This window comes from Nocardia sp. NPDC050718 (assembly GCF_040654235.1).
Classification (GTDB): domain Bacteria; phylum Actinomycetota; class Actinomycetes; order Mycobacteriales; family Mycobacteriaceae; genus Nocardia.
The window spans coordinates 85,868-112,728 of sequence record NZ_JBFAHQ010000003.1 but is presented as its reverse complement, the minus strand read 5'-3'; the positions used below and the strand labels follow the sequence as shown (position 1 = coordinate 112,728).

Annotated in this window: 25 protein-coding genes and 1 tRNA gene; 10 read left to right on the top strand and 16 right to left on the bottom strand. The window is 68.9% G+C overall.

Features of this window, described 5'->3' with window-relative positions; all coding sequences use genetic code 11:
- Positions 1–84 precede the first annotated feature (84 nt).
- Positions 85–294: a DUF397 domain-containing protein gene (locus tag AB0H54_RS14890; protein WP_189032254.1), complete on the bottom strand. Its 210-nt coding sequence runs from the start codon at positions 292–294 to the stop codon at positions 85–87.
- A gap of 419 nt (positions 295–713) precedes the next feature.
- Between AB0H54_RS14890 and AB0H54_RS14885 the strand changes: the two genes are divergently transcribed.
- Genes AB0H54_RS14885 through AB0H54_RS14875 form a run of 3 tightly spaced genes read left to right on the top strand, consistent with a single transcriptional unit; the run spans position 714 to position 2,868 of the window.
- On the top strand, positions 714–1,202 hold the full coding sequence (locus AB0H54_RS14885; RefSeq protein ID WP_357345894.1) for a DUF309 domain-containing protein: 489 nt from the start codon (positions 714–716) through the stop codon (positions 1,200–1,202).
- A 9-nt stretch (positions 1,203–1,211) separates the two neighbouring features.
- Positions 1,212–2,138, top strand: coding sequence for a tRNA glutamyl-Q(34) synthetase GluQRS (gene gluQRS / locus AB0H54_RS14880; protein WP_357345892.1), 927 nt, complete (start codon positions 1,212–1,214; stop codon positions 2,136–2,138).
- 43 nt (positions 2,139–2,181) lie between these two features.
- Entirely contained in the window at positions 2,182–2,868 is a 687-nt protein-coding gene (locus tag AB0H54_RS14875; protein WP_357345890.1) for an RDD family protein, read from the top strand.
- A gap of 70 nt (positions 2,869–2,938) precedes the next feature.
- Here the strand turns inward: AB0H54_RS14875 and AB0H54_RS14870 are convergent, their stop codons facing one another.
- On the bottom strand, positions 2,939–3,502 hold the full coding sequence (locus AB0H54_RS14870) for a DUF4190 domain-containing protein (protein WP_355283997.1): 564 nt from the start codon (positions 3,500–3,502) through the stop codon (positions 2,939–2,941).
- 53 nt (positions 3,503–3,555) lie between these two features.
- Here AB0H54_RS14870 and AB0H54_RS14865 point away from each other — a divergent pair, with 53 nt between their 5' ends.
- Positions 3,556–4,338 carry a queuosine precursor transporter gene (locus AB0H54_RS14865; protein WP_355284091.1) on the top strand — a complete coding sequence of 261 codons (783 nt, stop codon included), beginning with the start codon at positions 3,556–3,558 and terminating at the stop codon, positions 4,336–4,338.
- Between the two features lie 33 nt (positions 4,339–4,371).
- Here AB0H54_RS14865 and tgt read toward each other — a convergent pair whose 3' ends face one another.
- From tgt to AB0H54_RS14840, 5 genes are all read right to left on the bottom strand, one after another.
- Positions 4,372–5,625, bottom strand: a complete 1,254-nt coding sequence (gene tgt, locus AB0H54_RS14860; RefSeq protein ID WP_357345888.1) for a tRNA guanosine(34) transglycosylase Tgt — start codon at positions 5,623–5,625, stop codon at positions 4,372–4,374.
- A gap of 58 nt (positions 5,626–5,683) precedes the next feature.
- Complete coding sequence (locus AB0H54_RS14855; RefSeq protein ID WP_357345886.1) at positions 5,684–7,591, bottom strand: ABC transporter ATP-binding protein; 1,908 nt, start codon at positions 7,589–7,591, stop codon at positions 5,684–5,686.
- Positions 7,588–9,321 carry an ABC transporter ATP-binding protein gene (locus tag AB0H54_RS14850; protein ID WP_357345884.1) on the bottom strand — a complete coding sequence of 578 codons (1,734 nt, stop codon included), beginning with the start codon at positions 9,319–9,321 and terminating at the stop codon, positions 7,588–7,590. Before AB0H54_RS14850 ends, AB0H54_RS14855 begins: the two co-directional genes overlap by 4 nt.
- Before the next feature lie 82 nt (positions 9,322–9,403).
- Positions 9,404–9,880, bottom strand: coding sequence for an Rrf2 family transcriptional regulator (locus AB0H54_RS14845; protein ID WP_355284008.1), 477 nt, complete (start codon positions 9,878–9,880; stop codon positions 9,404–9,406).
- 47 nt (positions 9,881–9,927) lie between these two features.
- Complete coding sequence (locus AB0H54_RS14840; protein WP_355284011.1) at positions 9,928–10,524, bottom strand: TetR/AcrR family transcriptional regulator; 597 nt, start codon at positions 10,522–10,524, stop codon at positions 9,928–9,930.
- 200 nt (positions 10,525–10,724) lie between these two features.
- Here AB0H54_RS14840 and AB0H54_RS14835 point away from each other — a divergent pair, with 200 nt between their 5' ends.
- Together AB0H54_RS14835 and AB0H54_RS14830 are read left to right on the top strand one after the other, a co-directional pair.
- Positions 10,725–13,019 (top strand): MMPL family transporter, encoded by a 2,295-nt coding sequence (locus AB0H54_RS14835; RefSeq protein ID WP_357345881.1) that lies wholly within the window; start codon positions 10,725–10,727, stop codon positions 13,017–13,019.
- A gap of 172 nt (positions 13,020–13,191) precedes the next feature.
- The gene (locus tag AB0H54_RS14830; RefSeq protein ID WP_357345879.1) at positions 13,192–15,480 is read left to right on the top strand and encodes an MMPL family transporter; all 2,289 of its coding nucleotides are present in this window, start codon (positions 13,192–13,194) and stop codon (positions 15,478–15,480) included.
- Positions 15,481–15,485: 5 nt separating this feature from the next.
- Here the strand turns inward: AB0H54_RS14830 and AB0H54_RS14825 are convergent, their stop codons facing one another.
- From AB0H54_RS14825 to AB0H54_RS14810, 4 genes are all read right to left on the bottom strand, one after another.
- The gene (locus AB0H54_RS14825; protein ID WP_355284018.1) at positions 15,486–15,677 is read right to left on the bottom strand and encodes a hypothetical protein; all 192 of its coding nucleotides are present in this window, start codon (positions 15,675–15,677) and stop codon (positions 15,486–15,488) included.
- 187 nt (positions 15,678–15,864) lie between these two features.
- A tRNA-Ser gene (locus AB0H54_RS14820) sits at positions 15,865–15,955 on the bottom strand.
- Positions 15,956–16,001: 46 nt separating this feature from the next.
- A complete protein-coding gene (locus tag AB0H54_RS14815; RefSeq protein WP_357346600.1) occupies positions 16,002–16,436 on the bottom strand; it encodes a nucleoside deaminase in 435 nt (144 codons plus the stop codon).
- Positions 16,437–16,462: 26 nt separating this feature from the next.
- Complete coding sequence (locus AB0H54_RS14810) at positions 16,463–17,002, bottom strand: tRNA adenosine deaminase-associated protein (protein ID WP_218721287.1); 540 nt, start codon at positions 17,000–17,002, stop codon at positions 16,463–16,465.
- A 58-nt stretch (positions 17,003–17,060) separates the two neighbouring features.
- Here AB0H54_RS14810 and AB0H54_RS14805 point away from each other — a divergent pair, with 58 nt between their 5' ends.
- Positions 17,061–18,008, top strand: coding sequence for a prephenate dehydrogenase (locus AB0H54_RS14805; protein ID WP_357345877.1), 948 nt, complete (start codon positions 17,061–17,063; stop codon positions 18,006–18,008).
- Between the two features lie 67 nt (positions 18,009–18,075).
- On the opposite strand, the gene AB0H54_RS14800 is transcribed toward AB0H54_RS14805, so the two are convergent.
- Genes AB0H54_RS14800 through AB0H54_RS14790 form a run of 3 tightly spaced genes read right to left on the bottom strand, consistent with a single transcriptional unit; the run spans position 18,076 to position 22,344 of the window.
- Complete coding sequence (locus AB0H54_RS14800) at positions 18,076–18,693, bottom strand: putative glycolipid-binding domain-containing protein (RefSeq protein WP_355284023.1); 618 nt, start codon at positions 18,691–18,693, stop codon at positions 18,076–18,078.
- A 49-nt stretch (positions 18,694–18,742) separates the two neighbouring features.
- Positions 18,743–20,596, bottom strand: coding sequence for an ABC transporter ATP-binding protein (locus tag AB0H54_RS14795; protein WP_357345874.1), 1,854 nt, complete (start codon positions 20,594–20,596; stop codon positions 18,743–18,745).
- Positions 20,593–22,344 carry an ABC transporter ATP-binding protein gene (locus AB0H54_RS14790; protein ID WP_357345873.1) on the bottom strand — a complete coding sequence of 584 codons (1,752 nt, stop codon included), beginning with the start codon at positions 22,342–22,344 and terminating at the stop codon, positions 20,593–20,595. The genes AB0H54_RS14795 and AB0H54_RS14790 overlap by 4 nt, the downstream gene beginning before the upstream one ends.
- 315 nt (positions 22,345–22,659) lie before the next feature.
- On the opposite strand from AB0H54_RS14790, the gene dcm reads away from it, so the two are divergent.
- Both dcm and AB0H54_RS14780 read left to right on the top strand, forming a co-directional pair.
- The gene (gene dcm, locus AB0H54_RS14785) at positions 22,660–23,793 is read left to right on the top strand and encodes a DNA (cytosine-5-)-methyltransferase (protein WP_357346599.1); all 1,134 of its coding nucleotides are present in this window, start codon (positions 22,660–22,662) and stop codon (positions 23,791–23,793) included.
- Positions 23,790–24,260, top strand: a complete 471-nt coding sequence (locus tag AB0H54_RS14780; RefSeq protein WP_357345871.1) for a very short patch repair endonuclease — start codon at positions 23,790–23,792, stop codon at positions 24,258–24,260. The genes dcm and AB0H54_RS14780 overlap by 4 nt, the downstream gene beginning before the upstream one ends.
- Before the next feature lie 9 nt (positions 24,261–24,269).
- On the opposite strand, the gene AB0H54_RS14775 is transcribed toward AB0H54_RS14780, so the two are convergent.
- Positions 24,270–24,398, bottom strand: coding sequence for a hypothetical protein (locus AB0H54_RS14775; protein WP_355284033.1), 129 nt, complete (start codon positions 24,396–24,398; stop codon positions 24,270–24,272).
- A 143-nt stretch (positions 24,399–24,541) separates the two neighbouring features.
- Here AB0H54_RS14775 and AB0H54_RS14770 point away from each other — a divergent pair, with 143 nt between their 5' ends.
- The gene (locus AB0H54_RS14770; RefSeq protein ID WP_357345868.1) at positions 24,542–25,231 is read left to right on the top strand and encodes a DUF998 domain-containing protein; all 690 of its coding nucleotides are present in this window, start codon (positions 24,542–24,544) and stop codon (positions 25,229–25,231) included.
- Here AB0H54_RS14770 and AB0H54_RS14765 read toward each other — a convergent pair.
- Complete coding sequence (locus tag AB0H54_RS14765; protein WP_357345866.1) at positions 25,224–26,804, bottom strand: esterase-like activity of phytase family protein; 1,581 nt, start codon at positions 26,802–26,804, stop codon at positions 25,224–25,226. The two genes, AB0H54_RS14770 and AB0H54_RS14765, sit on opposite strands and share 8 nt — an antisense overlap.
- Positions 26,805–26,861 lie beyond the last annotated feature (57 nt).

Sequence of the window (26,861 nt, the reverse complement as noted above, 5' to 3'; positions counted from 1 at the left end):
GCCACGATAGGCCACACCACTGAGAAGGCCCCGAGTCCTACCGACCCGGGGCCCGTGCTGCCTTCTCGAGGCGCATGGCGCGGCTCAGCCGCGCGCGAACTCTCCCGCGGTGACGTCGGCTAAGAACGCGCGCCACTCTCCCGGTCCGAAGGCCAGCACGGGACCGCGACCGCGATCCTTGGTGTCGCGGACCGCGACATCGCCGCCGGCGAGAAAGGCCACTTCCACGCAGTTCCCATCGGGTCCGCTGTAGGTGCTCTTCCGCCACACAGCGTCCGTCACATCAACTTCCACGGCACTTACTCCTTTGCATGATCGAGAACGGGATTACTCCAGGAATCGTTGCAACATTCCGATATCCGGTGCGATCGACGAGTTACTTCATGGCACACAGAGCACTGCCACACGGTGCGCGCAACCGACCGGCACGAACCAGCGCATCGAGGCGTTTCCGCCTCCGGGGGCTGCCCCCGCGGAAGAAACACTAGCAGGTCTTCCGCAAGTTTGCGGATGAGAATTTGCTTTCTCATATGGGTTTGCCAAGCTTGCGAAGCTTCACGTTTGCGGGAGCATTGCCGGACCTCGGTACCCATTCCCGAACCGGCTGACACATCAAGTTTTACATCCGTGTGATTAGTCCGTGATACGTCAATTTCTCGACTGTCTCAGCCGCCTCGCGAGCACCACCGACGGCGTCGGTGGATCATGGGGTGATGATCTCCCGTGACCGCGATGCCGCAGGTCGTGCCCGCAACGACCGCCCCAGGGACCGACTCGGCAGGCCGCTGCCCCCCGGCAGTGCCGGAGTCGCCCGAATTCCGGACGACCTCGAGCTGGCACCCCAGCAAACTCTCACCTTCGCTCAGCAACTGCTGGACGACGGTTTGGCATTCAATGCCCACGAGGTATTGGAGGCGGCGTGGAAGAACGGACCGGTTGCCGAGCGGATGCTCTGGCAGGGGCTGGCGCAATACGCCGTCGGCATCACCCACATCCAGCGTGGAAACGCCAAGGGCGCGGGTACTCTGCTGCGCCGCGCGAGCGAGCGGCTCGGGGCCTACCCGGCGAATGCTCAGCAGCACGATGTCGACCGGACCGGGCTGATCGCCCACGCGGCCGTGCTGCTCGCCGCGCTGGACGCGGGCGGCCCGATCGCCGAGGAGCAGCTGCGACCGCGGCTGTGCCACGTCTCGGCCACCTAGGATGGTGCGGTGCCAACCAGCCCCTCCACCGGCGCGGGCCGGTACGCCCCGAGTCCCTCGGGTGAACTGCACCTGGGCAATCTGCGCACCGCGATCCTGGCCTGGCTCTTCGCCCGCACGACCGGACGCGACTTCCTGCTCCGGATCGACGATCTCGACCGGGTCCGCCCCGGCGCCGCCGAACTCCAGCTCGACGACCTCGCCGCCATCGGCATCGATTGGGACGGCCCCGTGGTGCGCCAATCCGACCGGCTCGCGCGCTACGACCGAGCCATCGCCACGCTCGCCGCGGCCGGGCGCACCTATGACTGTTTCTGCACCCGCCGTGAGATCCAGCAGGCCGCGACCGCGCCGCACGGACCGATGGGCGCCTACCCGGGCACCTGCCGGCACCTGAGCGACGCCGAGCGCGCGGCCAAGCGCGCCGAAGGACGGCCTGCCGCACTGCGATTGCGCGCCGACGTCGACGACTACCCGATCACCGATCTACTGCACGGCGAATACCGTGGCGCCGTCGACGATCTGGTGCTGCGCCGCGGCGACGGTATCCCCGCCTACAACCTCACCGTCGTCGTCGACGACGCGGAGCAGGGCGTCGACCAGGTGGTCCGCGGTGACGACCTGCTGCCGTCCACCCCGCGCCAGGCCTACCTCGCGGAGCTGCTCGGATTGGCCGCGCCGCAATACGCGCATGTCCCGCTGGTGCTCAACGCCGAGGGCAAGCGGCTGGCCAAACGTGACGGTGCCGTGAGTCTTTCGGATCAGCGCGCCCTGGGCAACACGCCCGAAGATGTGGTGGCGGCCATCGCCGATTCCCTCGGCTACGACGCGCGGACAACAACCGAGCTCCGTGAAGTTTTCGACCCGGCGCGGATACCGGCAAAACCGTGGATACTCGAGCCTATCGGGTTGTTCCGACCAGAGGGATGTCCGTAACGTACGCATCGACCGATCTCCTGATCACGACGAGGACGAATTTATGACCAGCGGTGGTTACGACCCCAACCAGTACCCGCAGGGCGGTCAGCCCGGCGGCTACGGCCAGGACCCCTACGGCCAGCAGCAGCCGGGTTACGGCCAGCAGCAGCCGGGATACGGGCAGCAGCAGCCGTACGGGCAGCCCCAGCCCGGCTACGGCCAGGATCCCTACGGCCAGCAGCAGCCGGCCTACGGCCAGGACCCGTACGGCCAGCAGCCCTACCCGGGCGGGCAGGGCGGATACGGCCAGCAGGGGTACGGCGGCGTGCAGCCGGCCGACCTGGGCGTCCGGATCGGCGCGCGCGTCATCGACAACCTGATCGTCAGCCTCCCGCTCGCGATCGTGCTGGCGCTGGTGTTCAGCGGCAGCACCTACCAGTTCGTCGGCGGCGCCGTCGTTTCGCTGGCGGTCTACGGCTACTTCATCGCCATGGAAGTCACCCAGGGCACCTCGCTCGGCAAGAAGATGCTGGGCCTGCGGGTCGTCGCCCCCGGTGGCGCGCCGAACCTGACCCCGGAGCAGTCGGCCAAGCGCAACCTGTTCCAGATCGTCGGCCTGATCCCGTGCGTCGGTGGCCTGATCAGCCTCGGCCTGGCGATCTACATCATGGTCACCATCTCCCAGGACCCGAACAAGCAGGGCTGGCACGACAAGTTCGCCGGCGGCACGCAGGTCGTCAAGGGCTGATTTCCCGGCTGACCACAAACGTCAGGGGCGCTTCCGAATCCGGAAGCGCCCCTGTTCGTTTCCGCGGAAGTCAGTACGACGAGGAGGAATCCAACCCGCCCGCTACCCCGAGCACGATGACGAACACCACGTACAGCAGGCCGAGCACGAGCGTGATCGCACCGATCCAGATGCCGGCCAGCGCCATGCCGCGACCTTCACCGCCGCGCTCCTTGATCTGGTTGAGCGCCATCACCCCGAGCACGATGCCGACGATCGAGCCGATGCAGGTGCACAGGCCGACCAGCGAGGAGACCAGCGCGCCGATCGCCAGGCCGTTGGTGCCCTGCGGCTGCGGGAACCCGCCGTAGGGCTGGTACCCGCCCGCGGCGGGGTAGGCACCGTAGCCGGGCTGCTGCGGCGGCGGCTGCTGCGGATACTGCGGCGCCGACGGCTGCTGGTAGTTCGGATACTGCGGCTGCGACGGCGGAGGGGCGGGCTGCTGCGGGTACTGCGGCGCCGACGGGTAGCTGGGGGGCTGCGACGGCTGCGCGGACGGGTACTGCGGCACCGAGCCCGGCGCGCCGGACTCCGGCGACACGCCGGAGCCGCCGTACTGCTTCCACCATTCGTCGGAATCGCCGGGATTCGTCATTGGTACAGCGTATTCCACAACCGACGCCCGTGAGGTACCGCGACCTTGGTTGGATAGGAGCCGTGACTGATGCAAACACTCTCGACCAACCTGCCGAATCTGGGCACCCCGCGCCGGACCACGCGGCATTCGCCCAGGTTGCGCGGGGGTTCTACCCGGTAATCGTCGCCGTGTTCACGGCGACGCTGATCATCTCCAACATCTGTGCCACCAAGGGCGTCGAATTCTTCGCCGACAAATCGGTGATGCTCGGCCCGCTGCAGATCCTGCCGATCGCGACCGACGGCGCCTTCTTCCTGTTCCCCCTCGCCTACATCCTCGGTGACGTGCTCAGCGAGGTGTACGGCTTCCGTGCCACCCGCCACGCCATCTACACCGGCTTCGGCGCGCTGCTGCTCACCGTCGCGTGCTTCGCGATCGCGATCCGGCTGCCCGCCGCCGGCTTCTACGAGAACCAGGAAGCGTTCCGCACGGTCCTCGGCACCACCCCGCAGCTCGTGCTCGCCGGCCTGGCCGGTTACTTCGTCGGTCAGCTGCTCAACTCGGCCACCCTGGTGATGATCAAGGAACGCACCAAGGAAAAGCACCTGTGGGCGCGGCTGCTCGGCTCCACGGTGATCGGCGAGTTCGCCGACACGCTGATCTTCTGCTCGATCGCCGCCACCGCTATCGGCATCGACAGCTGGCAGTCGTTCGTCAACTACGTGATCGTCGGCTTCCTGTGGAAGACGCTGGTCGAGATCCTCGTCATGCCGATCACCTACCGCGTGATCGCGATCCTCAAGAAGACCGAACCGACCTACGCTCCGGCGAAGGTCGACGCCCTGCACGACTAGGCGGCAGGCGGCGGATCGGCCTCCGGTCCGCCGCTACGCCCCCGGGGCCTTGATCCGGCCCTGCCACTGGCCCAGGAATTCGGTCTTGAACTCGTCGAAGTAGCCGCCCTCGATGCTGGCGCGGATGCGGTCGACCAGCCGCACGGTGAACCGCTCGTTGTGGATCGTGCAGAGCGTCGCCGAGAGCATCTCCTTGGCCTTGAACAGGTGATGCAGGTAGGCGCGGGTGTAGTGCGCGCAGGTGTAGCAGTCGCAGTTCTCGTCGATCGGGGTGAAATCGCGGCGGAAGCGGCTGGTATTGATGTTGAACCGGCCCTGGTCGACGTAGATCGCCGCGTTGCGCGCCACCCGCGACGGGTTCACGCAGTCGAAGGTGTCGGCGCCGTTCTCGATGGCGACGAACATGTCCTCGGGTTCGCTGATGCCGAGCATGTGCCGCGGCTTGTGCTCGGGCAGCTCGTCACAGCACCAGCCGACGATGGTGCCGAGATTGTGCTTCTCCAGCGCGCCGCCGATGCCGTAGCCGTCGAATTCCGTTCCGCCGGCCCCGCGGATCTCCTCGAGCTCGCGACAGGCCTTGCGGCGCAGGTCTTCGTACTGCGCGCCCTGAATCACCGCGAACAGCGCCTGATAGGGCCGGTGCCCGCGCTCGCCGGTGAGCTTCTCGTGCTCATCGATGCAGCGCTGCGCCCACTCGTGCGTGCGCTGGAGCGACTTCTCCTGGTAGCCACGGGTGTTCAGCAGGGTGGTCAGTTCGTCGAAGGCGAACATGATGTCGGCGCCGAGCTGATGCTGGATGCCCATCGACACCTCGGGGGTGAAGCGGTGCTTGGAGCCGTCGAGGTGCGAGCGGAAGGTGACGCCGTCGTCGTCGACGGTGGCCAGGCGCTCCTTGCCCTCGGCGATCACCTCGTCGGAGCGGATGTCGACCGCTTCCATCGCGAGCACCTTCTTGAACCCGACGCCCAGCGACATCACCTGGAAGCCGCCGCTGTCGGTGAAGGTGGGGCCCGCCCAGTTCATGAAGGTGCCGAGACCGCCCGCCTCGTCGACGATGTCGGCACCGGGCTGCAGGTACAGGTGGTAGGCGTTGGCGAGCAGTGCCTGCGCGCCGAGATCCTTCATCGTCTCCGGCAGCACCGCCTTCACCGACGCCTTGGTGCCCACCGGGATGAAGGCGGGCGTGGCGATCTCGCCGTGCGGGGTACCGATGACGCCGGTACGGCCGTGCCGCCCGCCGTCGAGACGGGTGCCTACGGTGAAGGAGAACTCGCTGGGATCGGCCACCAGCCCATCGTGCCAGGACCGCCCGGCGCGGCACCCGCCCGGGTGACGCGCCGGTCGCCTACAGTTCCGCCGCCGCGAACTGCGCGTTGTAGAGGCGGTAGTACGCGCCGCGCTCCTCGAGCAACCGCTCGTGCGAGCCGTGCTCGACGATGCGCCCCTTCTCCATCACCACGATCAGATCCGCGTCGCGGATGGTCGAGAGCCGGTGCGCGATGACGAAGCTGGTGCGGTCGCGGCGCAGGGCCGCGGTCGCCTGCTGGACCAGCAGTTCGGTGCGGGTGTCGACCGAGCTGGTCGCCTCGTCGAGGATCAGGATCGACGGCTTGGCCAGGAACGCGCGCGCGATGGTGATCAGCTGCTTCTCGCCCGCGCTGACACCGCCGCCCTCCTCGTCGATCACCGTGTCGTAGCCGTGCGGCAGCGCGTGCACGAACCGGTCGACGTAGGCGGCGCGGGCCGCGGCCAGGATGTCGTGCTCGGAGGCGTTCGGATCGCCGTAGGCGATGTTCTCCCGGATCGTGCCCTTGAACAGCCAGGTGTCCTGCAGCACCATGCCGATCCGCGAGCGCAGATGGTCGCGGGTGATGGTGGTGATGTCGACGTCGTCGATCGCGATGGTGCCCGCGTCGAGCTCGTAGAAGCGCATGAGCAGGTTGACCAGGGTGGTCTTGCCCGCGCCGGTCGGGCCGACGATCGCGACGACGTGGCCGGGGTCGGCGACCAGCGACAGCCGCTCGATGACCGGCACCTCGGGGTCGTAGCCGAAGGAGACCGCCTCGAACTCGACCCGCCCGCGATCGACCGGGCGCTGGTTCTCCGTCTCCGGATCCGGGCTCTGCTCCTCGGCGTCGAGGATCTCGAAGATCCGCTCGGCCGAGGCGACGCCGGACTGGAGCAGGTTGGCCATCGCGCCGATCTGCGTGAGCGGCTGGCTGAACTGGCGCGAGTACTGGATGAACGCCTGCACGTCACCCAGCGACAGGTTGCCGGTGGCCACCCGCAGGCCGCCGACCAGCGCGATGAACACGAAGTTCACGTTCCCCAGGAACATGATGGCCGGCATGATCAGGCCGGAGATGAACTGCGCCTTGAAGCTCGCGTCGTAGAGCTTCTGATTGCGCTCGTCGAACTCCTTGCCGACCTCGCGGCTGCGGCCGAACGCGGTGATGATCTCGTGGCCGGTGTAGGCCTCCTCGACCGAGGCGTTCACCGCGCCGGTGTACTTCCACTGGTCGACGAAGTGCGGCTTGGACCGCTTGGCGATCTGCGCGGTGACGATGATCGCCGCGGGCACGGTGAGCAGTGCGATCAGCGCCAGCAGCGGCGAGATCCAGAACATCATGATCAGGATGCCGACCACGGTGAACAGCGAGACCAGCAGCTGGCTCATCGTCTGCTGCAGGCTCTGCGAGACATTGTCGACGTCGTTGGTGACGCGGCTGAGCACGTCACCGCGCGGCGCGGAGTCGAAGTAGCGCAGCGGCAGCCGGTGCAGCTTGTCCTCGACGTCGTCGCGCAGGCGCTTGACTGTCCGGTTGATGACGATGTTGAGCAGATAGCCCTGCAGCCAGCCGAACACTGAGGCCGCCACGTACAGGGAGAGCACGATCAGCAGCACGCGCGCGACGGCGTCGAAGTCGATGCCGGTGCCCGGGATGACGTTCATCGCCGAGAGCATGTCAGCGCGGGTGTTCTCGCCGCGGTCGCGCAGCATCTGGATGGTCTGCTCTTTGCTGAACCGCGGGTCGAGCTGCTTGCCGACGAAACCGTCGAAGACCAGGTTGGTGGCCTTGCCGAGCAGGTAGGGGCCGAGCGTGTTGAGCACGACCGAGGTGATCACCAGCGCGACGATCACGCCGACGGCGAAGCGTTCCGGCGCGAGCCTGCGCAGCAGTCGCTTCAGCGACGGTCCGAACGACTTGGCCTTCGTACCCGGCGCGCCGGGTACCGGAGCACTGGGCCTCATCGAGCCTCCTCCACACTCAGCTGGGACTCGACGATCTCGCGGTACTCGGGACAGCGCTGCATCAGCTGCTCGTGCGTGCCGATGCCCGCCATCGCGCCGTCCTCCAGGACGACGATCTGGTCGGCGTCGCGAATGGTCGCGATCCGCTGGGCGACGATGAGCACCGACGCGTCGGCGGTCTCGGGCTTGAGCGCGGCGCGCAGCCGGGCGTCGGTGGCGACGTCGAGCGCCGAGAACGAGTCGTCGAACAGGTAGACGCGCGGCCTGCGCACCAGCGCGCGGGCGATGCACAGGCGCTGGCGCTGCCCGCCCGACACCGTGGTGCCGCCCTGGGCGACGGGGGTATCGAGCCCCTGCGGCATCTCGCGCACGAAGTCGGCCGCCTGGGCCACCTCGAGCGCGTGCCACAGTTCCTCGTCGGTGGCCTCGGGCTTGCCGTAGCGCAGATTGCTCGCGACCGTGCCGGAGAACAGGTAGGCCTTCTGCGGCACCAGGCCGATGCCGCCGCGCAGGAGTTCGAGGTCGAGGTGACGCACGTCGGTGCCGCCGACGTAGACCGCGCCGTCGGTGACGTCGATCAGCCGCGGGATCAGGTTGATCAGGGTGGTCTTGCCCGCGCCGGTGGCGCCGACGATCGCGGTCGTCGTGCCGGGGGCGACCTGGAACCGGATGCCGCGCAGCACCGGCTTCTCCGCGCCGGGGAAGGCGAACTCGGCGAATTGCAGGTCGACCGCGGCCGGGTCGGCGGCGAAGGGCTGCGGCAGCCGCGGCGGCCGGACCGAGGACTCGGTCTCGAGCACCCCGCCGATCCGGTCGGCCGAGACGGCGGCGCGCGGCGCCATCATCGCCAGGAACGAGGCCATCATGACGGCCATCAGGATCTGCATGATGTAGGACAGCATCGCGGTGAGCGAGCCGATCTGCATCGTCCCGTTGTCGACGTGGTGACCGCCGAACCAGATCACCGCGACGGCGGTGACGTTGCTGATCAGCATGACCGTCGGGAACATCAGCGCCATCAGCTTGCCGACCCGCAGCGAGGCGTCGGTGAGCGCGGTGTTGGCCATTCCGAAGCGCCAGATCTCCTGCCGCTCGCGCACGAACGCCCGCACCACCCTGATGCCAGTGATCTGCTCGCGCAGCACCCGGTTCACCTCATCGATGCGCGCCTGCATCTGCCGGAAGCCGGGCACCATGCGGGCCACGATCGTGCCCATGGCCAGCGCGAGCGCGGGGACCGCGATCAGCAGCAGCCAGGACAGGCCGAGATCCTCGCGCAGCGCCATGATGACGCCGCCGACGCACATGATCGGCGCCATCACCAGAATCGTCACCGACATGACGATGAGCAGCTGCACCTGCTGGATGTCGTTGGTCGAGCGGGTGATCAGCGACGGCGCGCCGAACAGGCCGACCTCCCTGGCCGAGAACGTCTCGACCCGGTGCAGCACACCACCGCGCATGTCCCGGCCGGCGCCCATGGCCGCCTGGGCGCCGAGGTACACCGACGCCGACGAGGCCACGATCTGCACGCAGCTGACCGCGAGCATGAACAGGCCGGTGGACCAGATGTAGCCGATATCGCCCTTGGTCACGCCGTTGTCGATGAGGTCGGCGTTGAGGCTGGGCAGGTAGAGCATCGCGATGACCGAGATCAGCTGGAGCACGAGGACACCGGCCAGCTGAGCGCGGTACGGGGCCAGGTAGGTCCGCAGCAGGGTGATCAACATGGTGGTCGCAGGCTACCCCGCGCGGGTGACCGTCGCCGCCGACTTTTACCCGCCCTGTGGACAAGTCCAGCCTGTGGATGAACTACGCGCCGGCGGGGGTCCGCGGCTCGCGACGCGCCCAGGCGCCGGGGTCGGCGATCAGCTCACCGATGAAACCCGGCAGTCGGTCGGTGGCGATATCGGCGATGGAGACGTTCTCCAGCACGGCCCTGATGTTGACCCGCAGCGCGATCCACACCTGCTGCAGCGGTTCGGCGGCGCCGGGGTAGCGCACGTCCTCCGGGCGCTGCCCGCGGACCGAGGCCAGCGGTGATTCGACGGCGCGGATCACGTCGGCCACCGAGATCTCCGGCGCCGGCCTGCCGAGCCGATAGCCGCCGTCGGGGCCGCGCCTGCTCAGCACGAGGTCGGCGCGGCGCAGCTCGGCCAGCACGGTCTCGAGCACCTTCGGTGGGATCTGCGCGGCGGCGGCGATCGCCTCGGCCTTGACGACGCCGTCGGTCGCGGCGAGTTCCAGCAGCGTTCGCACCGCGTAATCGACCCTGGCGGTGATATGCACGTGTCGAACTTACGCGGTCGACCCGGCGGGAGCGGCGGGCCGCCCGCTCAGGCCGACCGCCCGCAGGCGGTCAGCACGCAGGTCGCCGCGTCGAGCAGGGTCTTCTCGACCATCTCGTCGGTCGCGCCGGGCGCCAGTTCCGACGACAGCAGCGCGACCCCGAGCACCTCGATGGCGGCGGCCGCGCGCAGCATCGCCTCCTGGTCCGGGTCGGGACCGGCCAGCCAGGTGCGCAGTTCCCTGGTCGGCTCCATCAGATCGGGGTAGCGATCGGCGATGGCGTTGACGATCGCCGCGGTGTCGCGCACACACAGCGCGCCTGCGGCGCGGTGCCGGATCATCCCGCGCAGGTAGGTGCGCAGCACCGCGCGGATGCCCTCGTCGTTGTACGGGACGGCGTCGATGTCGGTGACGATGTCGCGCATGTGGTCGATGATCGGATCGATGATCGCCAGGAGCAGATCCAGCTTCGACGCGTAGTGGTAGTACAGCGACGCCTTTGTGATCCCCACCATATCGGCGACCTCGCGCAGGCTCGTCTGCTCGAAACCCTTGGCGGCGAAAAGCTGCACCGCGGCGTCGCGAATAGCCTGCTTGGTGCCTCCACCTGCGGAAACGGCGTCGACGGTGTCTCGGGGAGCCATGTATTCAATCCTCCCATCACTGCGGGTGACTCACTGCGCGCCCCCGAAATCGAGGTTGCCTCTCCACTTACTGGATCGGTAGTCTACCTACCGCACGGTAGGCAGAAAACGACGATGTGGAGGCGGGTCGTCAGGGGAGACCCGCATGTGCTGTCTACGAGCCTGATCCCACCCGAGTTCTTCGCGCTAGGAGCACCCTCGTGTCCGTATACCTGTACAGATGGGGAAAGTTCGCTTTCCGCCGTAAATGGATCGTGCTACCGGTCTGGTTGTTGCTGTTCCTGCTGCTCGGTGGCGTCGGCGCCGCCTTGAGCAAGCCGATGACCAACGACTTCAGCATGCCCTCGCTGCCCTCGGCCCGTGCGAACGAGATCCTCGACAAGCACTTCCCCGGCATGTCCGAGCAGTTCAAGTTCGACGCCGTCTCCGGCACCTATGTGATCGGCGCCCCGGAGGGCCAGAAGCTCACCGACCCGGCCAACCGCGCCGCCGTCGACGCGCTCATCACCAAGCTCGGTGAGCTGCAGATCGTCGATCACGCGAAGCCGCTGATGAGCCCCATCGAGATGACCGACAAGATGGGCTGCCTCGCCAACCCAGACCCGTCGCAGTGCTCGGGCGCGCCGCTCAACGTGCTCAGCTCGACGGCGCCGGAGAGCGTCGCGGTGCTGACCGTGCCGTTCAACATCGAGGGCGTCACCGACGTCACCGACGTCGAACGCGATGCCGCCTACGAGGTCGCGGCCGAAGCCCGCAACGCCGGCCTGACGGTCGAGCTCAGCGGTTCCATCGCGATGGAGCAGGAGCAGCCGAGCGGCAAGTCCGAGCTGATCGGCATGGGTGTCGCGCTGATCGTGATGGTGGTCGCCTTCGGCGCCATCGTCGCCGCCGTCGTCCCGATCGTCACCGCCATCGTCGGCCTCGGCGCGGCGACCTCGCTGATCATGCTCGGTACCTCGGTGATCGAGGTCCCCAGCTTCACCACCTTCCTCGCCTCGATGATCGGTATCGCGCTGTCGATCGACTACGCGCTGTTCATCGTCTCCCGCTACAAGCACGAACTGGCCGTGCGTGACTCGGCCGAGGAAGCCGCAGGTACCGCGCTCGGCACCGCCGGTTCGGCCGTCGTGTTCGCCGGTCTGACCGTCATCATCGCGCTCGGCGCGCTGAGCATCGTCGGCGTGCAGTTCCTGACCTTCATGGGTCTGGGTGGCGCCATCGCCGCAGGCTTCGCCGTGCTCACCGCGATCACCCTGATGCCCGCGCTGATGGGTGCCTTCGGCAAGACCCTGTTCAAGCCGAAGCTGCCGCTGGTCGCCCAGAACGACCCCGAGGACGAGAACTCGGTCACCAACGGCCAGCGCTTCGCCCGCCTGATCGGCAAGGCCCCGTGGGTCGCGCTGATCCTGTCGGTGGTCGTGCTCGGCGCGCTCGCCGCGCCCGCCGCGGGCCTGAACCTGGGTCTGCCCGGCGAGGACTCGGCCCCGAAGACCTCCACCGTCCGCAAGGCCTACGAGCTGCGCACGGAGGGCTTCGGCGAGGGCAGCAACGGCGTGCTGATGGTCGTCACCGACCTGAGCGCGGTGCCGGAGAACCAGCGCGAGGCCGCGGTCGGCGCGCTGCGCGACAAGCTCGCCTCCTACGACGGCATGGACTACGTGACCGAGCCGCAGTGGAGCGAGAACAAGCAGGGCGCCATGCTCAACGGCGTGCCGAAGTCCGGCCCGAACAACCAGGCCACCAAGGATCTGGTCGCCGAGGCGCGCGGCGCCGAAGCCGACCTGAAGGCGCAGTTCGGCATGGAGTACGGCATCACCGGCACCACCGCCATCTACGCCGATGTCGACCACGTGCTGCTCAGCAAGATCGTGCCGTACCTGGCGATCGTCGCCGGTGCCGCGTTCATCCTGCTGATCCTGGTGTTCCGCTCGATCCTGGTCCCGCTCACCGCGGCCCTCGGCTTCCTGCTCTCGATGGCGGCCACCTTCGGCGCCACCGTGCTGATCTTCCAGCAGGGCAAGCTCGGCCTGATCGAGGACCCGCAGCCGCTGGTCAGCTTCCTGCCGATCATGCTGATCGGCCTGGTGTTCGGTCTGGCGATGGACTACCAGGTGTTCCTGGTGACCCGCATGCGCGAGGAATTCGTGCACGGCAAGTCGCCCAAGGACGCGATGGTCTCCGGCTACCACCACGGCGCCCGCGTCGTGACCTCGGCGGCGATCATCATGATCTCGGTGTTCGGCTCGTTCATCCTGGAAACCGACGTCACCGCGAAGTCGTTCGGCTTCGCGCTGGCCGCCGGTGTCGCGATCGACGCCTTCATCGTCCGCATGATCGTGGTGCCCGCGCTGCTGGTCATCATGGGCAAGTGGTCGTGGTGGATCCCGAAGTGGCTCGACCGCATCCTGCCCGACATCGACGTCGAGGGTTCGAAGCTCGAACAGCTCCGCAACCAGGACGCCGAGACGGTGAAGCACCCGCTTCCGGTCTCCTGACCCGCTCGAATCGGACGACCCCGCGATCCATCCCGGATCGCGGGGTCGTCCTGCTTTTTCGCCCGTCGCGCCTGGCACGTTGCTTGATATCGCGGTGGCCTGGCACCAGACTCGGACTGGTTAGACCCGGCTCTACCTCCCGCTCCGCACCGATCACCGCGAGGAGAAAACCGTGTCCGTCTATCTGTACCGGTGGGGCAAGCTGGCCTTTCGCCGCAAATGGATCGTGCTACCCGTCTGGCTGGTCTGTTTCCTGATCCTCGGTGCCCTCGGCGCCCAGCTCCAGAAACCGATGACCGACGACTTCAGCATGCCCAACCTGCCGTCGGAACGGGCGACCGAGATCCTCGACAAACACTTCCCCGGCATGTCGGAGGCCTTCGCCTTCGACGCCGTGACCGGCACCTACGTGATCGGCGCGCCCGCCGGGCAGAAACTCACCGACCCGGCCAACCGGCAGGCGATCGATGCGCTGATCGGCCGGCTCGATCAGCTCGGCATCGTCGATCACAGCAAGCCGATCCCGAATCCGATCGCGATGACCGAGGAGATGGGCTGCCTCGTCCCCGAGCCCGACCCGTCGACCTGCAGCGGCGCGCCGCTGAACGTGCTGAACAAGACCGCCCCCGACACCGTCGCGTACTTCAGCGTCCCGTTCACGATCAAGGAATTCGCCGACATCACCGCCGCCGACCGCGACGCCGCCTACGCCGTCGGTGACGCCGCCCGCGCGGCCGGGCTGACGGTCGAGATCAGCGGCACCATCGCGATGGAACAGGAGATGCCGAGCGGCAAGTCCGAGCTGATCGGCATGCTGGTGGCCCTGGTGGTGATGGTCGTCGCGTTCGGCGCGATCGTCGCCGCGTTCGTCCCGATCATCACCGCGATCGTCGGCCTCGGCGCGGCCACCTCGCTGATCTTCCTGTCCACCTCGGTGCTCTCGATCCCCAGCTTCACCACGTTCCTGGCCTCGATGATCGGCATCGCGCTCTCGATCGACTACGCGCTGTTCATCGTGTCCAGGTACAAACACGAACTGGCGGTACAGGATTCGCCGGAGGAAGCGGCCGGTACGGCGCTGGGCACGGCGGGCTCGGCGGTGGTGTTCGCCGGGCTCACCGTCATCATCGCGCTGGTCGGGCTGAGCATCGTCGGCGTGCGGTTCCTGACCTTCATGGGTCTGGGCGGCGCGGTCGCCGCCGCGTTCGCGGTCCTCACCGCGATCACGCTGATGCCCGCCCTGCTCGGCGCGTTCGGCAAGACGCTGTTCAAACCGAAGCTGCCGCTGATCGCCCAGCACGATCCCGAGGACGACAGCATCGTCACCAACGGCACCCGGGTGGCCAGGGTCATCGCGAAGTGGCCCGCCGTGACGATGGTGCTGGCCATCGTGGTGCTCGGGCTGCTGGCCGCGCCGGCGATCAACCTGAACCTCGGCCTGCCCGGCGAGGACAGCCTGCCCAAGTCGACCACCGTCCGTAAGGCCTACGACTTGCGCACCGAGGGCTTCGGCGAGGGCAGCAACGGCATCCTGCAGATCGCCGTCGACCTCAGCGACACCCCCGTCGACCAGCGCGAGGCCGCGCTGCTCGCCCTGCGCGAGCAGCTCCAGTCCTACCCGGACATGGAATTGGTCACCGAGCCGCAGCTGAGCCAGGACGGCGCGGGCGCGCTGATCAACGGCATCCCCAAGTCCGGCCCCAACGCCCAGACCACCAAGGACCTGGTGCAATCGGCGCGCGACGCCGAACCGGGACTGCACGACCAGTACAAGATGTCCTACGGCATCACCGGGACAACGGCCATCTACGCCGATATCGACCACGTGCTGCTCAGCAAGATCGTCCCCTACATGGCGATCGTGGCTGGCGCGGCGTTCATCCTGCTGATCCTGGTGTTCCGCTCGATCCTGGTCCCGCTGACGGCCGCGCTCGGCTTCCTGCTCTCCATGGCGGCCACCTTCGGCGCGACCGTGCTGATCTTCCAGGAGGGCAAACTGGGCCTCATCCAGGACCCGCATCCGCTGGTCAGCTTCCTGCCGATCATGTTGATCGGCTTGGTGTTCGGCTTGGCCATGGACTACCAGGTGTTCCTGGTGACCCGCATGCGCGAGGAGTACGTGCACGGCGCCGATCCCACCGACGCCGTGGTCAAGGGCTATCACCACGGCGCGCGCGTGGTCACCTCGGCGGCGATCATCATGATCTCGGTCTTCGGCTCGTTCCTGCTCGAGTCCGACGTCACCGCCAAGTCGATGGGCTTCGCGCTCGCCGCCGGCGTCGCCCTCGACGCCTTCGTCGTCCGCATGGTGCTCATCCCCGCGCTGCTGGTCCTGCTCGGCAAGTGGGCATGGTGGCTGCCGAAGTGGCTGGACAAGATCGTCCCCGACATCGACGTCGAGGGCGCTCGCCTGCGCGAACTACAGCAGCAGGAGAAGACCCCGGTCCCCGCGCACACCTAGCCGGGCTACTGGCTCGGCTGCGGTACCTCGCACTGGCTGACCCGCGGGTTCAGGCCGATGTAGTTGGCCGGACCCGCGGCGGCGGTCACCGCGATCGTCGCCCAGTCGGAGCACTCCTTGGGCAGCTGGGCGAAGTAGTGTCGCTGGCCCGCGGCGAGCAGCCCCACGGCTACCCAGCCCAGCACGACCAGAACCATGAGCTTCCCCCCGAGCCCGATCCCGGACTTCGCGGGTGGCGGCTGTCGCCCGCGCATAAGACATCGTTCCTTCCCGGATTTCGGTACTACCAGTCTATTACGTGCGACCCCGGCGGGCGGGGCCGTACCGAGTGAACAGCCGACGAAAAAAGAGCCCCTCACCTGGCATATCAGGTGAGGGGCTCTGTGGCGGTGGCGGAGGGATTTGAACCCTCGGACGGGGGTTACCCGTCACACGCTTTCGAGGCGTGCTCCTTAGGCCGCTCGGACACGCCACCGCCGACTACGATACCGGAGGGGGTGCCGGATCGTTAAATCGGCTGGTCAGCGCTGAGTTCGGAAGAAATCGTCGAGGAGCGCGACGCACTCCGGTTCGAGGATGCCGCCGCGCACCTCCGGGCGATGATTGAGCCTGCGGTCGCGCACGACGTCCCAGAGCGAGCCGACGGCGCCGGTCTTGGGTTCCCAGGCGCCGAACACCACCTTGCCGACCCTGGCCAGCACCAGCGCGCCGGCGCACATCGTGCACGGTTCCAGGGTGACGGCCAGCGTCGCGCCCTCGAGCCGCCAGCCGTCGCCGTGTACGGCGGCCGCGGCCCGCAACGCGAGGACCTCGGCGTGCGCGGTCGGATCGCCGAGGGCTTCCCTGGCATTGGTCGCGCGCGCGAGTTCGCGGCCGTCGGCGTCGAAGACGACGGCGCCGACCGGCACATCACGCGGGTCGGCGTCGGCGGCGGCCGCGATCGCGGCGCGCACCATGTCCTCGTCGGTCACTGCCTCGGCGGTCACCGAGGCAGTTTGTCCAGGACCGCCGCGAATTCGGTGGCGAAGCCGAGCCGCTGGGCGATCATGCCGAGCTGCTCGTCGGGGTAGAGGTCGGTCTCGGCGAGGATCACGCTGAGCACGGGCTCGGGCAGGCCGAGGTCGGCCAGCACGCCGAGGTCGCCCTCTTCCCACGGCTCGACGTCGTCGAGGTCGTCGGGGTCGATGTCGGGGATCTCGACGTTGAGCGCGTCGAGGACGTCGGCGGCGATGTCGTAGTCGATCGCCGCGGTCGCGTCCGAGACGAGCAGGCGGGTGCCGCTCGGCGCGGGGCGCAACACGATGAAGAACTCGTCATCGACGTCGAGCAGCCCGAATACCGCCCCCGAGCTGCGCAATGCCTTCAATTCGGTCTCCGCGACCGACAGGTCGAGGAGCGCGTCGTGGCTGAGCGGACTGCATCGCCACGTGCCTTCTTCGCGGACCACCGCCACTGCGAACCCTTCGACGTCGAAGTCGTCGTCCGACGTCGCCCTGTTCGTGCCCGAGCGCTGTGCTGCCATGGACCAAACGGTAGTCTGTCCCGCCCGTAATGATGAACTCGTGTGCCAATCTGTTCCGATGACCCTCGACCAGCGTGCTGCTGTCTGCGTCCTCGGAACCGGTTTGATCGGCGGCTCACTGCTGCGCGCCGCGGTCGCGGCGGGGTACCCGGCGTTCGGCTACAACCGCTCGGACTCGGGTGCGCAGGCGGCGCGTCGCGACGGTTTCGACGTGTCGACCGACCTGTCCGCGGTGCTGCGCCGGGCCGCCGCCGAGAACGCGTTGCTGGTGGTCGCGGTGCCGATGCCCGCGGTCGAGCAGCTGCTGGCCGAGATCGCCGCGCTCGCCCCCGGCTGCCCGGTGACCGATGTGGTGAGCATCAAGCGACCGGTGGCCGACGCGGTGCGCAAGCACGGGCTCGAGGCCAATTTCGTCGGCGGGCATCCCATGGCCGGGACCTCCGAGTCCGGCTGGGCGGCAACCGATCCCGACCTGTTCCGCGACGCGGTGTGGGCGGTCGGGGTCGACGAGGGCACGCGGGTAGAGCCGTGGACGCGGGTGACCCGGCTGGCGCTGGACTGCGGTTCGGTGGTGGTTCCGGTGGTCGCCGACGAGCACGATCAGGCCGTCGCGCGGATCTCGCATCTGCCGCACGTCCTGGCCGAAGCGCTGGCGGCGGCCGGCGCCGACGGCGGCGCTCTCGCGCTCGGCTTGGCCGCGGGCTCCTTCCGCGACGGCACTCGCGTCGCCGGTACCGCCCCGGACCTGGTGCGCGCCATCTGCGAACCGAACGCCGCCGCGCTCGGGCAGGTGCTCGACGAGACCATCGCCGCTCTGGTCACCGCACGGGACGCATTGCGCGCGGACGGCACCCTCGGCGACGTTGTCGAGGCGGGTTACCGTGGCCGCACCGCATACGAGGAGCGCACGCGCTGGGAGATCACCGGGATCGTCCCCGGCGCGGACGGCTGGCTCGACGAGCTGCACCGGGCCGGACAGCGTGGCGGGGTGCTGCGCGCACTGTGAACCCGGCCGAGCGCGCTGCCATCCGGGCCGGGCGGTGGAAGTCGGCGCCGCACCGGCCGACTCGGCGTCACGCCCGTTCGGCCAGCCCCGGGTAGTCGAGCACGAAACCCTCCGGATCGACCGTCAGCGTCGCGCTGGAGACCGGGGACAGCACGTTGATGCCGTCGGCGGCGCTCGAGTAGGTGAGCTCGGCCTCCTGCACCAGCAGATCGGGCAGGCGCACGTAGACGACCGGGACCTGCACGTCGCCCACCGCGTTCTGCAGGCCGAACCGGCGGATCGGCAGCGTGTTGAAGAACGGGCTCAGCACCACGTCGACATCGAGCGCGCCGGCGAAGGTGGAGCGCACGTGGCTGCCGCCCGCGTCGACGAGCCAGTAGTCCTCCTCGTCCCGGGAGATGGACGCGTGCCGTTCCCCGGCGGCGGTGGTGGTGCGCAGCGACAACCGCCGCGTCGCGCCCGCCTCGTCGGTGACCAGGTCGTAGGACGCGCTGAACGCCGGGTGCTCGTCGCACGCGCTGCCGATCATCCGGCCCGCCGCCCTGATCCGGTTGCCGTTGAGGGTCACGCGGACCGATTCCATCCGCGTGTTGTCGTGGGAACGCCAGGTGAGCACCGCGGGCCACCGGGAGGCCGGTCTGTTCTCGGTGGGGCCTGCGGCCGGGCCCGGGGCTGGGGTCGTCACCTCTCTACGGTAAGCGACACCAGCCCCGCTGCTGTACAACACGGTGGCATCAGACCAGCGAATCCCGCCAGGCGGCGTGCAGTCCGGCGAAGCGGCCCTGTCCGGCGATGAGCTCGGCGGGTGAGCCGTCCTCGACGACGCGGCCCGCGTCGAGCACCAGCACCCGATCGGCAATGGCCACCGTGGACAACCGATGCGCGATGATCACCGCGGTGCGCTCGCGCAGCAGCGTCTCCAGCGCGTGCTGGACCAGCCGCTCGCCGGGGATGTCCAGGCTCGAGGTCGCCTCGTCCAGCACGATCACCGCGGGGTCGGCCAGGAACACCCGGGCGAACGCGACCAGCTGCCGCTGACCGGCCGAGAGCCTGCCGCCCCTGGTGCGCACATCGGTCGCGTACCCGTCGGGCAGCGACCGGACGAACGCGTCCAGGCCGACCGCCCGCGCGGCCGCCGTGACCTCGGCATCGGTCGCGTCCGGCCTGCCCAGGCGGATGTTGTCGGCGATGGTTCCGGAGAACAGGTACGCCTCCTGGGTGACCATGACGACGTGCCTGCGCAGCTCGGCGTCGGCCAGCCTGCGCAGATCGACACCGTCCAGGGTGACCACGCCACCGCTCGGGTCGTAGAACCGGGTGAGCAGCTTGGCCAGCGTCGACTTGCCCGCGCCGGTGGCACCGACCAGGGCCACCACCTGCCCGGCCGGGATGGCCAGGTCGAACTCCGGCAGCACCGGCGACTCGGCCGTGTAGCCGAACCAGACCCGATCCATCCGCACCGCACCGGTCGCCCGGTCCAGCGCGATCGGATCGCCGGGTTCGGCGACCGCGGGCTCCTCCTCGAGCACCCCGGAGATCTTCTCCAGCGCCGCCGCGGCGGACTGGTAGGAGTTGAACACCTGGGCGAGTTCGTCGAGCGGGCCGTAGAACTGGTCGAGGTAGAGCAGGTACGCGGCGAGCACGCCGATCGCCAGATTGCCCTCCATCACCTGCCAGGCGCCGACCAGCAGCACGATCACCGTGGTCACCTTGCCGATGAAGTTGGACAGGCCGACGTAGTCGCCCATGCCGCGGATCGCGGTGGTGGTCGCCCGCTGGTATTCGTCGTCCTCGCCGCCGAGCACCTCCTGGTTGCGGTCCTCGCGACGGAACGCCTGCACCGCGCGCATGCCGCTCATCGACTCGACGAACTGCACGACGACCCGCGCGATCGCGCCGCGCGTGCGCCGGTAGCCCGCGCGCTGCCGCCGCTGCGCCCACCGGGTCACCAGGACCAGCGGCACGAAGCCGAGCAGCACGATCGAGGCCAGCATCGGATCCAGCCAGACCAGCAGCACCGCGATGGTGACCACCGAGAGCACCGCGCTGAACGCCTGGTTGAGCGCGCCTTCCAGCAGTTCCTGGAGGGTCTCGATATCGCTGGTGAGCCGGGTGACGACCTTGCCCGAGGTGTACTTCTCGTGGAACGACACGCTCAGCCGCTGGGTGTGCCGGAACGCGCGCACCCGCAGGTCGAACAGCACCCGCTGACTCAGCGAACCGGAGGCCCGCAGGAAGAAGTACGTGGTCAGGCCCGCGAGCACGGTGACCGCGACGAACCCGGCCACCGTGGCCAGCATCGGCGTCCAATTGCCCTGCCTGCCCTGGCTGATGCCGTGATCGAGGCCGTAGGCGATGAACAGCGGCATCGACACCTTGGCCGCGTTGTCGAGCAGGATCAGCACGAAGGTGAGCACCGCCTGCTTGCGGTAGGGCCGCACCAGGTCGAGCAGCAGCCGCCGGGATCGCCCGGCCAGCACCAGGTTTCCGGTGCCGGTGACGGCGTCGTCCTCCTTGGCGATGCCGCGCCAGTCCGCCGCCCGATCGGCCTGCTCGGGCGGGGTCTGGATCTCGGTGTCGGTGGTCATGATTCACCTCCCATCAGTTCGCGGTAGCGGCTGTTGGTGCGCAGCAGCTTCTCGTGGCTGCCCTCGGCGACGATCCGGCCGTCGGCCAGCAGGGCGACGCGGTCGGCCAGTGCCGCCGTCGACGGCCGGTGCGCGACCAGCAGCGTGGTGGCGCCCGCGAGCACCGTGCGCAGCCGATCCTGCACGCGCTCTTCGGTTTCCACGTCCAGCGCCGAGAGCGGATCGTCGAGCACCATGATCCGGCCCTGCTCGGCCGCGGCCTCGCCGATCAGCACCGCCCTGGCCAGCGCGAGCCGCTGCCGCTGCCCACCGGACAGGCTCATGCCCTGCTCACCGATCCTGGTGTCCAGGCCCCAGGGCAGCGCGTCGACGAACTCACTCGCCTGGGCGATATCGAGCGCCTGGCGCACATCGGCGTCGGTGGCACGCGGATCGCCCAGCGCCACGTTCTCGCGCACGCTGGCCGAGAACAGCACCGGCTCCTCGAACGCCACCGTCACCACCCGGCGCAGGTCGGCCAGGCGCAGGGTCGAGATGTCGACGCCGTCGATGGTGATGCTGCCGTCGTCAACGTCGTAGAGGCGCGGGATCAGTTCGAGCAGCGCGGTCTTGCCGCTGCCCGTCGCGCCGACGAGCGCGACCGTCTCCCCCGGCCGGACCCGCAGCGAGATGTCTTCCAGCACCGCCTTGTCCGCGCCGTCGGCCCCGGTCGGGTAGGCGAAGCGCACGTGGTCGATGACCAGCTCGCCACGCAACCCGGTGGGCAGACTCACCGGCCGCGCCGGGTCGGTGATGTCGAGCGGGGTGTCGATGATCTCCCAGTACCGGTCGGCGGCGGTGCGCGCCTCGAACAGCTCCGAGAGCAGGAAACCCAGCCAGATGATCGGCCACTGCAAGAAGGTCGCCAGCGTGATGCTCGCGATCAGTGTGCCCATCGTCATCGAGCCGTGCACCACCGAGTACCCACCGACACCGAGCGACACGGCGATCGCGACCGTCGGCAGGGTGACCAGCGCGGCCCACAGGGTCGCGTCCAGGCGCACCTTCTCCAGCTCGGTCTTCTGCAGCTCGCGTGAGAGCGCGGTGAAGCGGGCGCCGAAGAACCCGCCGCGACCGAGCGCCTTGAGCACGCGCACGCCCTGCGCGGATTCCTGGGCGATGGTCGCCAGGTCACCGGACTGGTCCTGCGAGCGCCGCGAGGCCACCTCGAACCGGCGCACGAAGCGCACGCAGAACAGCGTCAGCGGCAGCGAGATCACCGTGAAGATCAGTCCCACTTGCCAGTTCATCGCGAACAGCGCGATCAACCCGATCGGCAGCAGGATGCTGTTGACGATCAGGAACGGTCCGGCGAACGCGACGAAGCGCCGCAGCACCGACAGATCGTCGATGGCGCGCGAGAGCAGCTGACCCGATTGCCAGCCGTCGTGGCGCCCGATCGAGAGCGCCTGGAGCTGGGCGAAAAGCTTGGCCCGCATCCGGATCTCGAACAGCGTCGACGGCTTGGACACCAGCCAGCGGCGGCCCCACATGCCGAAGGACTCGAGCCCGCCGAGGACGAAGATCAGCGCGACGGGCAGCAGCAGCCCGACGAAATCGCGCCGCGCGATCGGCCCGTCGATGACCCGCGCGATCACCAGCGGGATCACGATGGCGGTGCTGGCGGTGACGATCGCGAGCACGTTGGCCACGATCAGCGGCACCCGGTAGGGCCGCAGGTACGGCAGAAATCGGCGCAGCGACCGCAATCTACCGCTCGGCGACGGCGACGGCCGCCCCGATCTGTCGGCCTCCGATTCGGTGGCCGCCAGCTCCAAAGTGACAGACAAGACTCTCCCCCTTGATGTCCGGTTGGATGGTTGGTTTCCGGAACGGACGCCTGGTGATGTTCGCACCGGGGTCCGACAAGTCGGCCTATCAAGAGTGGCACCGGAGCACCGTCGCGAGCCACTGATTTTCCGCCGGAGCTCGCGCTTCGCCCGGCCCGATACAATGCGCCGCAGGCGCGAGCACGGGTCGTCGGACGGCGAGCCCGCCAGACACAGGGAGGGTCGTTGACGCGGATGGTCGGGCTGTTCGCCGGGATCGGCGGGCTCGAACTCGGCCTCGGCAGCAACGGCTGGTCGACCGAGTTGCTCTGTGAGATCGATCCCGGCGCGCAGGGCGTGCTCGCGGCCCGCTTCCCCGACACTCCCCTGCACGGCGACATCACCCGGCTGCGCTCCCTGCCCGCCCGCACCGAACTGGTCGCCGCGGGTTTCCCGTGCCAGGACCTCTCGCAGGCCGGGCGCACAGCGGGCATCACCGGCCGCCGTTCCGGCCTGGTCGACGAGGTGTTCCGGCTGGTCCGGCGGCAACGCGGACCGCGCTGGCTGCTGATCGAGAACGTCCCGTTCATGCTGCAACTGGGCCGGGGCGCGGCGATGCGGCACATCACCGGCGCGCTGGAGGAGCTCGGCTACACCTGGGCCTATCGCGTCGTCGACGGCCGCGCGTTCGGGTTGCCGCAGCGGCGTCAGCGGGTGCTGATGCTGGCCTCGCGCACCGAGGACCCGCGCGAGGTGCTCTTCGGCGACGACGCGGGCCCGCGCGAATACGGCGACCCCGACCGCGATCCGTGCGGCTTCTACTGGACCGAGGGTGTGCGCGGTCTCGGCTGGGCGGTGAACGCCGTGCCGACGCTCAAGGGTGGTTCGGGTCTGGGCATCGCGAGTCCGCCCGCGGTCCGGCTGCCCGCGGGCGAGATCGTCACGCCGGGCATCGTCGACGGTGAGCGGTTGCAGGGCTTCGACGCCGACTGGACCGCGCCCGCGCTCGATGTGCCGGGCGTGCGGCAGGGCCATCGCTGGAAGCTGGTGGGCAACGCGGTCAGCGTGCGGATGGCGAACTGGGTCGGTCAGCGGCTGGCCGCGCCCTCGGAGCCGCTGACCGTCGGCGAACCGCTGCGGCCCGGCGCACCGTGGCCGACCGCGGCGTGGGGCCGGGCCGGGGTCGTGCACCGGGTTCCGCTGTCGACGTGGCCGGTGCACGAACCGTACGAGGATCTGAAGAACTTCCTCACCGAGCCTCGGCTGCTGTCGCCGCGCGCCACGGCCGGTTTCCTGCGCCGTACCGAGATGGGCAACCTGCGCTTCCCGCCCGGCTTCCTCGACGATGTCCGCGATCATCTCGACCGGATGGGCGGCTGGGCGGCATGACCGGGCGGCGCGCGCGGACCGGGGACGATCCCGCCGCGCCGACGCCTGCCGGGAAACCGGTCACCGACGCGGCGACCAGTGCCCGCATGTCGCGCCAGCGGCGCGCGAACACCGCGCCGGAACTGGCCTTACGCCGCGAACTGCATCGCGCGGGACTGCGGTATTTCGTCGACCGCCCGCCGATCAAGGGCCAGCGGCGGCGCGCCGATGTGGTGTTCCCGCGCCTGCGGGTCGCCGTCTACGTGGACGGCTGCTTCTGGCATCGGTGCCCGGTCCACGCGACCGACCCGAAGAACAATGCCCAGTGGTGGGCCGACAAATTGGCGGGCAATGTGGCGCGCGATCGCGCCACCGACGCCGCGCTGCGGGCGGCGGGCTGGCAGGTCGTGCGGGTGTGGGAACACGAGGACCCGCACGTCGCGGCCCAGCGGATCTCTGCCCTGATCCGCGAGCGGACGCAGGACTGAACTACCAGGTCAGCGGCGACGCGGATCGCTGTGCACGCGCACCCGGACCAGCGATCGCGGCGCGTTGGCCGCGGCGAAACCGGAGACAGCCATCGCCAGGAACATGGCAAAACCCGCCAGCGCTATCACGTAGCTCATGGAAATCCTCCTGGTTGGTTACGACACCCACCCTGCCCGGTGAACCTGACAACAACCTGTGCGCGCTGTGATGAAACCACGTGCGCGGCGTGCGACGCGCCCGATCGAGTGGATGAACCAGGCGGTTTGTCCGGGGCAGCACAATGGTCGATGTGCCCGAGTCCACCCGGATACCCCGCGGCTACCCGCTGCTGATCGCCCTGGCGATCGCGGTCGCCGGACTCTGCTATTCGTCCTGGGTGCTGGAGTTCTTCCTGCCGATCGACGCCGATCCGGTCAACTCGTTCCTCAGCGAACTCGACGCGGAAGGCAAGCCCTATCGGGAGGTGTTCGCCACCGCGGACAAGCTGGTCGGCCTGCTGCTGATCCCCGCCGCGATCGGCGGCCTGCTGGTCTTCCACCGGCGCAGGCTGACCACCGTCGGCTGGGTGGCGCTGCTGTGCTTCGGCGCGGCGACGATCGCCGACGCCATGCTCCCGCTGCGCGACTGCGACCCGTCGGTCAGCGCGTGCGGTGGCAACAGCGAGCTGTTCCCGCAGCTGCATCAGCCGCACGCGCTGACCAGTTCCCTGGCGGTCACCTCGATCGCGGTGGCGGCGTTCGCGTTCAGCGCCGCCGCCTACCGCTATCACCGCTGGCGGATCCTGCGCGAGTTCGGCGTGGTCGTGCTCGTCGTCGGCTCGGTGGCGACCGTCTGGATGCTGATCGCCGACAACCTGTCCGGCTCCTACGCCCTCGGCATCGCCCAGCGCATCCAGGTCGGGTCGATGTCGCTGTGGCTGGTGGCGCTGGCCGCCGCCGTCCTCGTCGAGGCCCGCGAGTGGACTAGCTGACCGAGATCCGCACCGTGTAGCCGTCGACCTTCGCCGGCAGCTTGGTGGTGTCGACCGCGAGCACCTCACCGGTGTCCTGCACACCGTTGGGCAGCGTCTTGGGCTTCAGCCCGAACGGCGGCTGCTCCCCCTGGCTGGCGGCCAGGCCGAAGTCGCTGTCGTTGGCGATGTAGATCGTCTTGCCGCTGTCGGTGGTGGCGATGCCCTCGATCTTGTCGTGGCCGAAGAACCGGCCCTTCTCGTCCAGCCCGGCGACCAGGGCCGACAGGTCCAGATTGCTCTTCTTCGCGACCGGGGTGATGCCGGCCTTGGTCAGCGCGGCGACCGCGTCGGTGGTCGCGGTGACGCCGACGAAGGTCTCCAGCGGCTTGCCGTCGATCAGCAGGCCGCCCTTGTCCGCGTCGTAGGTCGCGCCGGGAACCGTCGACTGCGGGCCGACATCGGTGGCGCCGGCGATATCGATGGTCCAGATCTTCTTGTCCGCCTTGGGGGCCAGGTTGCCGTCGCGCTCGTCGACCAGGAAGGTGGTCGGGCTCAGCGCGGTGATCTCCGAGACGGCGACCTTGGTCTGCTTCGGGTTCTCCAGCGGGTACAGGAATTCCTTCTGCGCCTTGGTCTTCAGATCGACGGTGACGATCCGCGCGAACGGCACCTCCTTGGCCGAACCACTCAGGCCGGGGGTGTTGAGCGCGCTCTGCACGACGCCGACGAGGGTGCTGCCGTCGGGCGTGATGGTCAGGCCCTCCATGCCCTGGTTTGGCGTGCGCAGGGCGATCTCCTTCGGCAGCCCGCTGCCGGGCGCGAGCCGCTCGAGCTCGGTGCCCTTCGCGTCGAAATGCACCAGGAACGGGCCGTATTCGTCGGAGACCCAGAAGGTGCCGTCGGCGAGCGCGACCAGACCCTCGGGGTCGAGGCCGTGATCGGTGGGCGGCAGGACGGTGCCCTGCAGGTCCTTGATGGTCTCGCCGGTGCTGGCGGAGATGTCGACCTGACCGTTGAACGGCACGCCCGACTTGCTGCGCAGCTCGATGGTCGACTGGAGCACCGCCCTGTTGTCGACCCGCTTGAACCGGCCGATCTTGGGCACGAATGCCGGGGTGGGCGAGAGCTTTTCGTTCTTCGCCGGGCCGTCCACATTCGGGCCGCGGTCGGTCAGACCGTAGAACTCGTCGGTGCTGCCCGGCACCGCGGTCCACGCCGAACCGAAGCCGCTGCCCTGCACCGTGGCGCCGCCGTACTCGCCGAGCACCGGAATGTCGGTGGTGTACAACCGAACCGCGTCGGTGGTGGTGATCTTGAACTGGTCGAGGCCCTGGTAACCCGCGATCGGGGTGTAGACGTAGGAGCCGTCGGTGCGACGGGCCAGGTGGCCGTGCTCGGGTTCCAGATCCACCCCGAGCACCGCGCTCCCGCCAGACTTGGCGACCAGCTCGTCGAGCGTGATGACCACCGACTGGTCCTTGCCCACCGTGAAGTCGGCGTCGGACCCGGGCGTGGAGCAGCCGGCGGTGACGGCGGCCGCGCACAGGGCGGCGGTGAGCGGGAGGAGGCGGATACCTGGACGTGCGTTCATCTGCCATGCGTACCGCGTCGAGCCGACCGGCAGCCGACCGGCAAATGAATTGTCATC

What these genes read in the sequence shown, in the direction of transcription:
- AB0H54_RS14885 (WP_357345894.1), top strand. Translation starts at nt 714, where the DNA reads ATGATCTCCCGTGACCGCGATGCCGCAGGTCGTGCCCGCAACGACCGC.
- AB0H54_RS14875 (WP_357345890.1), top strand. Translation starts at nt 2,182, where the DNA reads ATGACCAGCGGTGGTTACGACCCCAACCAGTACCCGCAGGGCGGTCAG.
- AB0H54_RS14870 (WP_355283997.1), bottom strand. Translation starts at nt 3,502, where the DNA reads ATGACGAATCCCGGCGATTCCGACGAATGGTGGAAGCAGTACGGCGGC.
- AB0H54_RS14855 (WP_357345886.1), bottom strand. Translation starts at nt 7,591, where the DNA reads ATGAGGCCCAGTGCTCCGGTACCCGGCGCGCCGGGTACGAAGGCCAAG.
- AB0H54_RS14850 (WP_357345884.1), bottom strand. Translation starts at nt 9,321, where the DNA reads ATGTTGATCACCCTGCTGCGGACCTACCTGGCCCCGTACCGCGCTCAG.
- AB0H54_RS14840 (WP_355284011.1), bottom strand. Translation starts at nt 10,524, where the DNA reads ATGGCTCCCCGAGACACCGTCGACGCCGTTTCCGCAGGTGGAGGCACC.
- AB0H54_RS14825 (WP_355284018.1), bottom strand. Translation starts at nt 15,677, where the DNA reads ATGGTTCTGGTCGTGCTGGGCTGGGTAGCCGTGGGGCTGCTCGCCGCG.
- AB0H54_RS14815 (WP_357346600.1), bottom strand. Translation starts at nt 16,436, where the DNA reads ATGGTGCGCGCCGCGATCGCGGCCGCCGCCGACGCCGACCCGCGTGAT.
- AB0H54_RS14810 (WP_218721287.1), bottom strand. Translation starts at nt 17,002, where the DNA reads ATGGCAGCACAGCGCTCGGGCACGAACAGGGCGACGTCGGACGACGAC.
- AB0H54_RS14805 (WP_357345877.1), top strand. Translation starts at nt 17,061, where the DNA reads ATGACCCTCGACCAGCGTGCTGCTGTCTGCGTCCTCGGAACCGGTTTG.
- AB0H54_RS14795 (WP_357345874.1), bottom strand. Translation starts at nt 20,596, where the DNA reads ATGACCACCGACACCGAGATCCAGACCCCGCCCGAGCAGGCCGATCGG.
- dcm (WP_357346599.1), top strand. Translation starts at nt 22,660, where the DNA reads ATGGTCGGGCTGTTCGCCGGGATCGGCGGGCTCGAACTCGGCCTCGGC.
- AB0H54_RS14780 (WP_357345871.1), top strand. Translation starts at nt 23,790, where the DNA reads ATGACCGGGCGGCGCGCGCGGACCGGGGACGATCCCGCCGCGCCGACG.
- AB0H54_RS14775 (WP_355284033.1), bottom strand. Translation starts at nt 24,398, where the DNA reads ATGAGCTACGTGATAGCGCTGGCGGGTTTTGCCATGTTCCTGGCGATG.
- AB0H54_RS14770 (WP_357345868.1), top strand. Translation starts at nt 24,542, where the DNA reads ATGGTCGATGTGCCCGAGTCCACCCGGATACCCCGCGGCTACCCGCTG.
- AB0H54_RS14765 (WP_357345866.1), bottom strand. Translation starts at nt 26,804, where the DNA reads ATGAACGCACGTCCAGGTATCCGCCTCCTCCCGCTCACCGCCGCCCTG.